This is a genomic window from Deltaproteobacteria bacterium (assembly GCA_016874775.1).
GTDB lineage: Bacteria > Desulfobacterota > Binatia > Bin18 > Bin18 > VGTJ01.
The window spans coordinates 1-13321 of the sequence record VGTJ01000062.1 but is presented as its reverse complement, the minus strand read 5'-3'; the positions used below and the strand labels follow the sequence as shown (position 1 = coordinate 13321).

Here is a 13321-nt window from a genome sequence, read left to right as displayed (position 1 = left end):
AGTGCGTTCCCGCCTACTGACTCGTTTTGCACATCGGCGGCCTGTCCACATACTTTAACGCGAGACCAAAATGCCCATAGGCGCGCACATTTCGCGCTCTTTTATGCAAACTAACAAAAAGTCACCCTAGCGACTAAAGACATCGCCAACAACACCGATAGTGTTATCCGGGCGGGAAGTGTTTGGGGACATACCCTCGCTCAAATTTATCACCTGGTATGACGATGACTACAGCATCACGCAATTCGCAATCATCACAACCGACACTCCGTCAGTGGCTTTGGGCGCTCTATCGTTTCAGTCGACCGGAATCGACACTCGGCAGTATCGTTATGTGCACGGCCATCGCGGTAGCCTTGTTTCCGGTGATACCTTACGAGCCAATTATTCTGGTAAAGATCGCCGCGTGTATCCTCTCGCTCGCCCTATGGACGATAACCTGTCATGGTATTAACCAGATTTACGACCTTCCAGTCGACCGCATCAATAAGCCGGACTTCCCTCTCCCGTCGGGTACCATGACGATAACACAAGCGTGGCTAGTAACTCTTGGTACCGGCATAGTGGGTTCAATCCTCGCGTTATGGATTATGCCTTTCTGGCTAGCCTTCGGCTTTCTCGGGTTTATGACGTCAGCCTCGGTTGTGTACTCAGTCCCACGGTTTGGGAGCCGCACGGTTCGACAAAGTCCTTGGCTTACGAAGTTACTCGGTGTGACTTTTAGGGGAGTGGTGTATCCTGCAACTACCTTCTTGACGGTATGGAACTTCGCCTCAACTCAGTCGTTCGGGCTTGTGTATCTGGCCTTTATTCTCACATTTGCGGTGCTCTTCTGTGTTGGAATGAATACCTTCGAAGATATTCCCGACATGCAAGGTGACCAAAAGGGTGGCTATCGCAGCTTTGCCTTACTACTAGGTGCAACGAAGACTGCATACATTTGCTCCGTGGCCTTTCTTATCGCCTTTGTCGGGCTCACACTCTGGATACTCACGTTTCCGCATCTGTTCAGGGTGGAATTTGGGATTGCTGTAGAAGCACTACTGCTTTTGGTTTTCGTTGTCGAGTTTACACGCTTACTTCGCCTACACCTGCAGCCCGACGGCTCTGGCGCGAAGCCTTTCTACGCATTCCTGTGGCGCATGTACTCTCTCCAGTACATTGCCTTGATTATCATTTTCGCTCCTGCATGATTTCATCACAGTACCGCAATGCCGGCTCTTCAGCTCAGGAAGTACCATGCCTTGGAGAGGCTGCCGAAAGAGAGGCAACCACCACGAGGGAAGATCTTCTAGTTTAGCGAGACAAGTCACCAGAAGGGTCTTCTATACCCACCGCTCCCAATCTCCTTCGTAAATCCTTCGCTTCTCGCAAGTCAGGAGTATCAAGTCCTTCAGTAAACCAGCCATACACCTCTGACAATAAATGTCGGGCCTCCCTCGCTCTAGATAGTTTCATCCACAGGCGAGCGAGACTTGTCGCTGCCCGTAATTCAAGAGACTTCGCTTGTTGCTGCTGGGCGATACCTAGCGCCCGCTGTAAATAGTCCTCCGCATTTTTTCCGTTGTCTCACGGGGAACAAGTAACAAAGCGTTGGTGCGAGGCATTGTTCTCCTCTTGCTATTGGCTTTCGGAATTTCTTCCAGACTAGGAGCGGTTATTTCTTGGCCTTGCTCCTGCAGAAGGAATTCTCCTTTCAATCTATACAACTCGGCTTCCCACAATCTATCGTCTGTGATCACTACTAGTGAAAAGGCTTCATCCAAAACGTCGATTCCCTTCTGGAAATTCCTGGTTCCTCGGTATGCTTCGGCGAGCAAAGAAAGATAGTATGGTAAGGAGACTTTTGCCCCAATCGTGCGCCATGTCGAAATTCCTTGTTGTAGGAGGGCAATTCCCTCTTGAGGATTTCCTAGTGTGGTAATACTCCAACCTTGGAACATTTCTCCCATCCTTTTCCAGATTGGGAATCCATGCTCAGTCGCCACGGCAATGATCTCTTTGGTCTGGCTTTCTATCACCCAAGGTTCCCTTCGAAGTTGACGTAAGAGCGTAGCAAAGGTGAGCGCATACGCGAGGCTGTGAGGATGAGCAAGTTCTCGGGCACGAACCACAGACTCCTGTCCCTTTGCCAATGCCTGATCTGGATACCCTAGAAACCAGAGCATCTGAGAGGCACGACACAGGGAGGCAACACCCGGATCCTGACCGTACAGAAGCGCGTGCGAATAGTGTTTTTGCGGATCGTACAAGCTTCGGGCCAAATCGAGATGATGCAGGGCACTTATGAATTCGCCCTGGCTAGATAACGTTCCTCCTAGTGAGAAATGTGCTTCCATCAGCAATGATTCGTCGTCTCGCGCTTGCACCGATACTAACAACTGTTCCGCAAGTTCTCGCGCAGTCGCAAGTTCAGCTCGGGTATAATAGAATGCAGCAAGTCCACGGAGTACCGGTGCAAGTTGCGGGGTTTTATCAATTTGCTGACACAATTCACGTGCACGATCATATGCCTGCTTAACCTCGGGCGCGGCATAGCCTGTTATCGCTGTTAGCGCCACGCCAAGACTAATTTGGCACTTGAGTTCAAGTTCTGTCCGCTCTGTCGGATCGGTAAACGTTCGCAGCAAGTCTAGCGCCTTGGTCAAATGATTGACCCCTTCCTGGCGTGCGAGACGCTGGGATGCTTGCTCAGCGGCCTGCTGTAAACAATGGACAGCTCGACGCAGGTCTCCTCCACGCTCGAAATGCAGCGCCAGTTCGGCGGCAACGTCGCTTGTCTGCTCTCCATACCCTTGTGCCAGTCGTTCAGCAATTCGCAGATGACATTGGGTACGCCGACCTGGAGTCACCCAGTTATAGAACACTTAGTGATAGACCGCATGTAAGAACTCATAGCGTACGGTGGAGGTCCCGTCCGGCCACTTGCGCATCTCGGTTTCTTGAATGAACTGACTTTGGCGTATGAGATCAGCGCAGCGTTCCTCAATGTCGATGACATCTCTGCCCATAGCCGCAGCAATCGCTGCTGACGAAAATTCGCGCCCTTCCACGCTTGCCGCTTCGAGAATCTGCCGATCATCAGTGCTCAGGCGATCAATTTTCTCTTCAATCACTTGGCGAAGGCTTTCCGGGACGCGAAAGTCTTCAACACCCACAGGCAACTCTAAGTGTCCGTCTCGTTCAACCATCTGCCCACGTAACATGTTCACCACATTAATCATGAACAGCGCGTTGCCTTCAGTACGTCGGTAGACCAGCTCGGCAAGTGCTGATAACGCCTGACTCGTAGGTAAGGACTTTCGGATATACGTCGCAACTTCCTCGTGGCTGAGCAAGGCGAGCGGGAGTTCCTCACACTGTCGGCGCACCTGCATCTCGCGCTTAAGCTTCTTGAGTGGGTGACCAGTGACAAGATCCGCAGGACGATACGTGCCAATTACCAAAAGCCGGAGACGCTCCTGGCGTTGCACCAGGTACGACAACAACTCCAGAGTTGAGTAATCACTCCAGTGAAGATCTTCGAGAACTAAAACAAAAACGTTTTCCTGGGTCAGTGCTTCAAGAGCCTCGGCCATTTCTCGCAACATCCGTTGCTGATTCGCCCCCTGATTGCGCTGCTGCAAACTGGCGAGTTCCACTCGACTCAGCAAGCTCGGCATCTGCACCATCCACGTCGGGGCATAACGACTCAACAGCTCAACGATCGGTGCATTCCCTGGTTCACGACAGAGGCGCGTCAAGGCTTCCAAAATCGGTAAATACGGCTCACCTTCTCCGTACTGTTCGAGGCATTGACCGCGTCCGATGCGCACCCGCCAATCTGCTCGTACTCGCGCCAAAAACATTTCAACCAGGGTCGTCTTTCCAATCCCCGGCTCACCGGTCACAAACACAACCTGACGTTGCCCACGTCTCGCCTTGGCAAAATATTCTTCAAGTAACCCAAGCTCTTCCTGGCGCCCGACGACAGACTCAAAACCAGCAACCGATTCTTCTAAAAGTGCAGAGGGTTTTCCAACAACCGTCGGACCGATATAGCGATACCCTTTTCGCCCTACCGTTGCGATGTATTGGGGAGTCCTGACATCGTCGTTCAACGCTTTGCGGATATCGCTGATACAAACCGCTAGAGCAGTTCTGGTTACGCGTTTTGCTCCCCAAATGTAACGAAAAATTTCCTCTTTTGTTAGCAACTCACCAGCGTTTTCCACCAACATCTGTAGTAATTCGACCGCCGTTTGCCGTAATCGAAGGTCCTCATCCCCCCGCCAGATTTGCTTCTTTTCCGTATCCAAGCGAAAAGGACCAAAAATAAGATAAGGAACACGTTCCATAGATCGCACTATAGCAAAATGAATCGATATGAATAGAAAGTTGAATCGTTCATGACTAAACATGAACACCAATTTGGTCTACGAATAGACCCAATGACACAAGTAGTTCACAGGAGAGCTACGGTTCAAGCATCGGGGAAATGTCCGAGAAATTCCTATTTAAAAGAAAGGAACAGGCAATGATTCATCCAGACACCGAGCTCCGATTCATCAATCCACAAATTGGCTACGGGGTTGTGGCGACGCGCCTCATTCCTAAGGGAACTATTACCTGGGTCCGAGACGATTTGGATCGAACCCTCTCTCCTGCCCAAGTAGAAGCAATGGACTCGGTCTACCAAAACATTATCACGACCTATGCTTACATCGACTCCAAAGGAGATTTCGTGCTGTGCTGGGATTTGGCACGCTACGTCAATCATTCATGTGAGCCTTCTTGTCGTATGGCAGGGTACGAGTTTGAAGTCGCAGTGCGCGATATTCATCCAGGCGAACAACTCACCGATGAGTATGGGTACCTCAACATTGAGTATGATTTTCCCTGTGCGTGCGACTCTCCCTCGTGCCGCAAACACGTGCGCGCTGGTGACCTCCTGAGATACGCAGAGGCCTGGGATCAAGAGACAGAAGCACCCTTTCGCCTTATTCCAACTGTAACGCAGCCGCTGTGGCATCTCATCCGCGAAAAAGACGAGGTCAATGCGATTCTTCAGCGCCAGCTACCAATCCCTTCGTGTCTCAAGCATTACCCGTTGTTACCAGCAGAAGAATATGGCCTGCTATGGCCCGACGTGAGGAGTCAGAATCACAAGCCTGCCAGAGTGGCGCACGATAGAGCACTTCACTCTGCCGCAGCGCCACGGCTGCCGTTATCTGTCGGGTAAACAGCAGAGCGTACGATGTTACGATCAGCAACCGGGCAACACGACCTTTCGGTCAGCAAGGTGCTGCAGCCTTATCGCGCACAGGTAGCGATGATTGCAGCAGGCCTGATGTTGGAGGCAAGCCTTACCAGTGGCGTGCCGCTTGGTTTCAAATTTCTGATTGACGAAGCAATCACTCCTCAAGACCTGCACACGTTCGCGCTCGTTCTCGGGATTCTTATCACAGGGGCCGTCGTCGTTGCGCTCACCGGTCTCTATCGCGACTACTTATATGCGCAAGTATGTGCCGCAGTACTGAGCGACATACGACAACGCATGTTTCGCCACCTTCAACAATTGTCCTTAGGTTTCTTTTCTCGTTCGGAGTCAGGCTATGTCGTTTCCCGCTTTTCGCTCGATCTGGCCACGATCGAGAATGCCCTGACCGCAGCCATTCCGTGGGCCATCTTGCCGAGCCTCGACATCGTCTGTAGCTGCATCTTGTTGTTTGCTCTGGAATGGCGGCTCGCACTCATCAGCATGCTGGTGTTCCCGCTCACGCTGATTGGTCCTCGTGTTTTTGCCCCACGTGCAACGCGCGCGAGCTCAACACGCAAACAGCGCGAAGCTCATGTCCTCACTGCAGTGGAAGAGAACTTCAGTGCGCCGGCACTCATTCGCGGGTTTGGACTCGAGAGTCGCATGCTGAACGGCTTTGCAGCTCAGCTCAGAGACTTAGCCGAACTGAGCGTGCGTGTCGGATTTCTCAATGCGCTGGTTGAACGCTCTGCAGGAATCAGTATCCTGTTCCTCCAAGTTGTAGTCATGGGAGCTGGAGCCTACATGGCTTTCCAGGGCAGTTTGAGCATCGGCTCGCTTGTCTCGTTTCAAGCGCTGTTTATGACACTCAGTTGGTCGCTCTCGTATGTCTCGCAGTACATTCCCAATCTTGTCCAGGCCAAAAGCAGCCAACAGCGCATTCAAGATCTGCTTCGGGAGCAACCACAAGTCATCGATGCACCAGGAGCCCGGCCGCTTACACGGTTCACTCAGGGCATTACTTTCGACAGAGTCACATTTGGTTATAATGACACGCGAGCCAACCTCAAGGCCATGAGTTTTACCATTCGTCCTGGAGAATGGGTTGCCTTTGTTGGCCCGAGTGGATCCGGCAAAACCTCACTCTTGCAGCTGCTTGCTCGGTTTTATGACCCCGACACTGGCCGGATCCTCATTGACGGCCACGATATCCACATGTGGACCCAAGAGTCGTGGCGTGCGCAATTAGGATTCGTCTTTCAGGATTCTTTTCTCTTCAATACCACCATTCGGGAAAATATTCGCATGGGCAAACTCGACGCCACCGATGCTGAAGTTGAAACGGCGGCGCAACTCGCCAGCTTGCATCGCTGGATCAACAGCTTACCGGACGGGTACGATACCGTGGTAGGAGAACGTGGGAGCCGCCTTTCTGGCGGCCAACGCCAACGGCTTGCGATCGCTCGTGCGTTGGTCCGCAATCCCGCCGTTCTCATCTTAGATGAGGCAACCTCAGCACTTGACGCCGCGACGAGCGCAGTTGTCGACGCAGTCTTGAAGAAGGCCGCAAAGGGTCGCACGGTCATTAGTGTGACACATCGACTCGACTCGAATCTCCACGCCGACCGAATTTTTGTGCTTGATCATGGACACATCGTCGAACACGGGCGCCACGACGAGCTGCTCGCACTCGACGGCCTCTACGCACACTTATGGCGGAAGCAAAATGGCTTCCTAGAGCCGACCGGCGGTAGCGTCCGCGCGCTTGAACCTGGTCAGTCCTCGCCTCTGTTACCAACCGACCCGGATGAAGACTTTCTTCCCCTTGGCGTTCTTTCCAGCGCCAGGCCAACCCCCTCTCTCCCGTAACCGCGAGCAGACCACTGCTACAGCGGACCTCAGAACATTCGTATACTTCGTCACGTGCAGTGAAATCTCCCCTAGCCCCCGTTAGCAAAGGGGGCCGCGCGGAGTGCGGGGGGATTTGTTACCCGCACGGTGTGCCAATCTCGCGTGGTCCGATTTAGCCTCTTAGGGGACACACTCCCCTATATTCACTACAGATTTTCCTGCCTCTGCCGATCGTTACATTTCGGAGCAGGAAATTTGTACATCCTGCCACCTGTGTTCTGGGGGAAGTTCGACATAAGCCCGATACGGGGCTGAGGCTCCGATTTTCTCGCGATGCTCTTCCAATAGATCCAGGGAAGGATCTGAGGACATGGCAATATGTATTCACATCAAGTGAACAATTCGATGGCGCAGTGGCAGGATCGCCTTGTGCTGACGTCTTGGCCCCGCAAAGCAGCCCGCGTGTGGGTTACCGCCTACTGTTTCGTCGTACTTCATCTGTGGCCGTCTCTCGCACATGGAGAGATGGGTATCGAGGCAAGCTCTCCAGTCCCCCCTCCTGCGATCAGTGACGAAACCAGTTTGTTTCTGGAAATTCCCTCCGTGTATGGCGCGTCAAAGTACGAACAAAAAGTGACTGAAGCGCCGTCATCGGTCACCATCATCACTGATGAGGAAATCAAGAAACACGGCTACCGAACGTTGGCCGACATCCTGCAAAACGTGAATGGGTTTTATGTCACGTACGATCGCAACTATAGCTACCTTGGGGCACGTGGGTTCGGTCGTCCGGGAGACTACAACACGCGCATTCTCCTCCTCGTTGATGGTCATCGTTTGAACGATAATGTCTACGAAGGCGCGTACATCGGCACAGAGGGAAGACTTGACGTCGATTTGATTGAACGGGTCGAGATCATCCGCGGACCAAGCTCCTCGCTCTATGGGACCAACGCCTTCTTTGGCGTCATCAACGTCATTACGAAAAGAGGCCGCAATATCAAAGGGGTCGAAGTCTCAAGTGAAGTCGGTAGTTTCGATACCTACAAGGGACGCTTCACCTACGGCGATCGCTTCTCTAATGGTTTGGAGTTCCTCTTCTCTGGTTCGTTCGCCGACAGTAATGGCCAGGGTCGCCTGTTCTTCAAGGAGTTTAATGCGCCGACTACCAATAATGGAATCGCACGCAACGTTGACACAGACCGCTACTATCATTTTTTCACCAAGGGATCGTTCGCAGACTTCACTTTGCAAGGCAGTTATACGCGGAGGGACAAGAGGATTCCCACCGGAGCGTTCGGTACCGTCTTCAACTCTCGGCGTACGCACTCCTCTGACGAACTCGGCTATGTTGACCTGAAATATGAACATGAGTTCGCAAAGCAGGTGGGAGTGATGGCACGACTATATTACGACCGCTCGTACTATCACGGAGAGTACCTCTACGATTATTCCGAGACCGCGGTTCCCAGCCTGGTCTTAAATCAGGATTTTCTTTTGGGCGAATGGTGGGGCGGAGAAGTCAAACTCACGAAGCGATTGTTTCAGCGTCATAAGTTGACCGTTGGCGGAGAGTTCCGTGATAATCTGAATCAGAACCAACGGAATGCAGATAAAAACCCATATGCGTCCTACCTGAACGATAGACGCAGTTCGAAGATCTGGGCATTATATTTTCAAGATGAAATCTCCATCTTGGAGAATCTCATCCTCAACGCGGGGATTCGTTATGATCACTATAGTTCTTTTGGTGGCACGGTAAATCCTCGCTTAGCACTCATCTACAATCTGCCGAAAACCTCGATCAAGCTTCTCTATGGAGAAGCGTTCCGTGCGCCTAGTGCATTTGAACAGTTCTACGTCTCGGGCGACCGCTACAAAGCAAATCCCAACCTCAAACCAGAGGAAATCAAAACCTACGAATTCGTTATCGAGCGCTATTTGGGCAGCCACCTGCGTGCGGCAGCCTCTGGGTATTACTACACAATCAATGGCCTCATCAGCCAGGTGACCGACCCTGACGAAATACTCGTGTTCAGAAATCTCGACTCGGTTGAGGCGAAGGGCCTTGAACTCGACCTCGAAGGAAAATGGGCGTCTGGCTGGGAAGGACGTGCCAGCTACGCCCTACAACGAGCCGAAGATGGCAAAACTGGCAAACGTCTCACCAATTCCCCACAACATATGATCAAAGCGAACCTCATTATTCCGCTCATTCAAGACCGGTTGTTCGCCGGCTTTGAAACCCGCTATATGAGCGCTCGTTACACCTTATCGGGAAAGACTTCGAATAACTATTTTCTCACCAACTTTACCCTCTTCAGTCAGAATCTCCTCAAAGGAGTTGAGTTCTCTGGGAGCATCTACAACCCTTTTGGCCAACGTTACGGAGACCCAGGCTCTGGAGAGCATCGGCAAGACATTATCTTACAAGACGGCCGCACATTCTGGCTAAAAGCCAAATACAGTTTCTGACACTGTCTCGTTCATGATGCTCCAGGTGCATGTGTTTCTCCGGCCTAAATCGAACCACAGGAGATTGGTACAGCAGCATTGTCATCCTGAGTGTAACGAAGGGTCGCGCAGAGAGATTCTTCGCTACGCTCAGAATGACAGGCACGAAAGGCCGCAGCGTAAAGTGTACGAAGTTCCTCGGGTCCGATTTAGTGAATCGATACCTAAATTTTTTCGCATCTCTCCCGATACTTTTCCTGCAGTAATTGGGGGTTTTCACCCTTGTCTCGCGATTTTGCTAGTGTCCTGCTGTAACGGAGTCGAACTCACATCATGTGTGTTTAACTAGCTGATATGAGCACCTTTGTCACAAAGCACTTACGATGCCGGACTTTCTGCATCGCGGCTCTGCTTAGCGCGATGCTGTTCGCGTTGGACGTGCGTCCCCTCGCGGTGGCTGCGGAAGGGGGGCCGATCTTGATGGTCACGAGTCAGGAGACGGGTCCGTATAAGGATGTGCTGGCTGGTTTTCGGCAGCACCTTTCTAGCCAAAACGGTCTCGCGACACTCCTGGAAGAACACTCGCTGCAAGGAGGCGCAACGAAAGTCAGTCAGGCGATCAAGGAGGCGAAAGCGCGGCATGCTCAGTTGATCCTCACAGTAGGTTCTCTGGCAACACAGATGGCATTACAGGAAGCCCCTGAACTCCCCCTCGTCGCAGGCATGATCCTCAACGCCGGCGAACTAAAACAGGGTAGCAATGCCACAGGCGTGGTTCTCGATTTCTCTCTAGAAACACAACTGCAGTGGTTGCAAAAGATCGCGCCACAATCAAAAGCGGTTGGTGTCCTCTTCAACCCGAAGGAAAATCGCACCAAAGTTGACTCAGCAACGAAAATTGCCCAATCTCTCGGCCTCAAGTTGATCGCCAATGAAGTCGAGACCCCGCAAGCACTACCGGAAGCCCTTGAGAGTCTCGCGCGCGAAGCATAAATCCTCTGGGGTATCGCCGATCAAACCGTCCTCTCGCCACGAACAGCGGAGCCCATTCTGCTGTTCTCTTTCCGCAACCGAATTCCGTTTGCAGGGCTGTCTACCTCCTGGGCGAAGGCCGGCGCACTCTACGCACTCGATCGTGACTATAAGGACGTCGGTACGCAGTGTGGCGAACTGGCACTGAAGATCCTCCGAGGAACTCCTGCAGGCACCTTGCCTCCTCAGACGCCTCGCAAAGTCGCTTATGCATTGAACCTCAAAACCGCAGAACACATGAAATTGTCTCTTCCTCAGCCGTTGATCGATGGAGCCCAGCAAGTGTTTCGCTAGCGAGGTTCGCGGTCTATGAAGATCCATACACGCATTGGTCTCGCCACCAAGTTCAATCTGCTGGCGATAGCGCTGATCCTGCTCACGGCGATCGGCATCGCGGTCGTCCAAGTGCATCGCGAGAAAACTGCAAGTTACGAAGACCTCTTACATCGCGGTCGGATCACGGCCGCGATGATCGCGCAGACGAGCGAATATGCCATTTATACAGAAAATCAAAACACCCTGCAGAAAATCGTCGACAGTCTCGGGGTTGATGTCGAGATTGCCTATGTCGCGATTCTCAATAAAGACAAGGTCGTGCTCATCCAGAAAACCACAGATCCCACCATCCACATTCCTCTCTTTCCCGAGGAAACGCCCGGGCTCGATAGCAACACACTCACGCGAGATATTCGCAATGGTGGCAATCACAAGTCGTATATTGAACTCTCCGCACCGGTCATCACCAGCATCACCAATACGACGAATGAGCTGTTCCCAGAAGCAGTGGACCTCTCTCCACATCCTACGGTTATGGGCTACGTCCAGTTAGGATTGAACCAGGATGGTCTCCGTGAAAACATCGAGGCGTTCCTCACTTCAACTATGATCTTGACGCTGGTCATTTCTCTCGTCGGCGTCCTGGCGACGATTATTCTCACCAGTCGTATTGCCTCGCCGATTCAATCTCTTGTCCGCGCCACTCATGAAATCGCCGAAGGCAACCTCGACAGCGGCGTCACCACAACGACAGAAGACGAAATCAATGACCTCGCTGCTGCCTTTAACACCATGCTCGTGCGGTTACGGACGTCACGCGCTGAAGTCGAAAGCTATCAACAAATGCTCGAGGCGAAGGTTGAACATCGGACGCACGAATTGCAGAAAGCAACGGAGAGAGCGTTCGCTCTCGCACGCCAAGCAGAAGAAGCGAGTCAGGCAAAGTCGCAGTTCCTCGCCAACATGAGCCACGAAATCCGTACGCCCATGAATGGTGTGCTTGGCATGACACAGTTGCTGCTCGACACTGCGCTTGATGATAACCAGCGACGGTTTGCCGAAACTGTCCATCACTCAGGCGCAGCCCTGCTTGAGATCATCAACGATATTCTGGACTTCTCGAAAATCGAAGCAGGAAAACTCACACTCGAAGCCATTGACTTTAACTTACGCCAAACCATCGAAGACATCGTCGACCTCCTGGCTGAACGTGCTCATCGTAAGGGGTTAGAGCTTGTGTATGCCATTCATGATGATGTCCCAGCGATGATTGTTGGCGATCCGGTGCGACTTCGTCAGATCCTCATGAACCTGATCGGCAATGCCATTAAGTTTACAGAACGTGGAGAAGTCATTATTGAAGTTCGGAATGCGAACTCGCAACCGCACGATGCTCTTCACCCGCTATCCCCTCATCCCGTCGAACCTGAAACGCTAACATGCTGTCAACTGCATTTTTCCGTCCGTGACACAGGCATTGGCCTGTCCGAAGAAGCACAAGCACGCCTATTCCAAGCTTTTTCCCAGGCCGATAGCTCCACCACGCGGAAGTATGGCGGTACAGGATTAGGTCTGGCAATTGCCAAACAAATTGTGTACTTGATGGACGGAGAAATAGGAGTCGATAGCTCTCCTGGAGAAGGGTCGACTTTCTGGTTCATCGCTCAATTCGACCTCCGGCCTGGAGCAAACGCGGCAGCGATGCCGGCTCACAATTTCTCGGGTCTGCGCGTCTTGGTGGTCGATGACAATACCAGCAGCCGTAGCATTCTACAGCACCAGCTTCAGGCGTGGCACGTTGCCGTTGGCGGTTCAGCAAGTGGCGCTCAAGCCCTCGATATCCTTCGCATAACAGCCACGCGAGGCACCCCCTATAACCTCGCTATCCTCGATATGCACATGCCAGAGATGACCGGCGCTGAATTAGCTCAAGCTATCAAGGCCACGCCAGGGCTCGTCACCTTACCCGTGCTTCTCCTTATCTCTGTCGGGCAACGGGGAGACATCCAAGCGGCCCAGGATGCTGGGGTCTCAGCCTATTTCTCCAAACCTATGCACCAAACCGATCTCCTCCAGGTGCTCAATACCATAAAGGAAGGCGGGAACCTCAAGGCTCAGACGCGCAAAACAATGCCCTCTGGAGTCCCTGCCGCGGCACGGCCGGAAGGGTTAGGGAAGTTACGGTTTAACGCACGCGTGTTGCTCACAGAAGACAATGTCGTGAATCAGGAAGTCGCTCGCACCATGCTTGAGATTTTAGGTGATTTTGAGAAAAGAAGATACCCAAAGCCGAGCGAGTGAGGTACGATAGCGGAGAGACAGATAACGTAGGGAGAGGTGGGGGGGCTAGGGTGTTCAGGAAAGATTTCACCAGTCCAAGTGCTCAACAAATTAGTGGGCAACAGATTGCCGATTTGCGCTTAGCCGCAGCGCAGATGCGCGGTGCCAAGCGCCGTGCCTTTCAGGCCG

At 52.5% G+C, this 13321-nt stretch carries 9 protein-coding genes; 7 read left to right on the top strand and 2 right to left on the bottom strand.

Annotation, left to right across the window (positions count from 1 at the left end):
- The first annotated feature begins 218 nt into the window (after positions 1 to 218).
- On the top strand, positions 219 to 1193 hold the full coding sequence (locus FJ147_12310) for a hypothetical protein (GenBank protein MBM4256665.1): 975 nt from the start codon (positions 219 to 221) through the stop codon (positions 1191 to 1193).
- Positions 1194 to 1526: 333 nt separating this feature from the next.
- Here the strand turns inward: FJ147_12310 and FJ147_12305 are convergent, their stop codons facing one another.
- Together FJ147_12305 and FJ147_12300 are read right to left on the bottom strand one after the other, a co-directional pair.
- Positions 1527 to 2867: a hypothetical protein gene (locus FJ147_12305; GenBank protein ID MBM4256664.1), complete on the bottom strand. Its 1341-nt coding sequence runs from the start codon at positions 2865 to 2867 to the stop codon at positions 1527 to 1529.
- Positions 2868 to 4400 (bottom strand): hypothetical protein, encoded by a 1533-nt coding sequence (locus tag FJ147_12300; protein ID MBM4256663.1) that lies wholly within the window; start codon positions 4398 to 4400, stop codon positions 2868 to 2870.
- A gap of 77 nt (positions 4401 to 4477) precedes the next feature.
- On the opposite strand from FJ147_12300, the gene FJ147_12295 reads away from it, so the two are divergent.
- From FJ147_12295 to FJ147_12270, 6 genes are all read left to right on the top strand, one after another.
- The gene (locus FJ147_12295) at positions 4478 to 5221 is read left to right on the top strand and encodes an SET domain-containing protein (GenBank protein ID MBM4256662.1); all 744 of its coding nucleotides are present in this window, start codon (positions 4478 to 4480) and stop codon (positions 5219 to 5221) included.
- Between the two features lie 15 nt (positions 5222 to 5236).
- A complete protein-coding gene (locus tag FJ147_12290; protein ID MBM4256661.1) occupies positions 5237 to 7108 on the top strand; it encodes an ABC transporter ATP-binding protein in 1872 nt (623 codons plus the stop codon).
- A 360-nt stretch (positions 7109 to 7468) separates the two neighbouring features.
- Positions 7469 to 9565 carry a TonB-dependent receptor gene (locus FJ147_12285; GenBank protein ID MBM4256660.1) on the top strand — a complete coding sequence of 699 codons (2097 nt, stop codon included), beginning with the start codon at positions 7469 to 7471 and terminating at the stop codon, positions 9563 to 9565.
- 333 nt (positions 9566 to 9898) lie between these two features.
- Entirely contained in the window at positions 9899 to 10537 is a 639-nt protein-coding gene (locus FJ147_12280; GenBank protein MBM4256659.1) for a hypothetical protein, read from the top strand.
- Entirely contained in the window at positions 10538 to 10870 is a 333-nt protein-coding gene (locus FJ147_12275) for a hypothetical protein (GenBank protein ID MBM4256658.1), read from the top strand.
- 15 nt (positions 10871 to 10885) lie between these two features.
- Positions 10886 to 13153: a response regulator gene (locus tag FJ147_12270; protein MBM4256657.1), complete on the top strand. Its 2268-nt coding sequence runs from the start codon at positions 10886 to 10888 to the stop codon at positions 13151 to 13153.
- Positions 13154 to 13321: the final 168 nt, after the last annotated feature.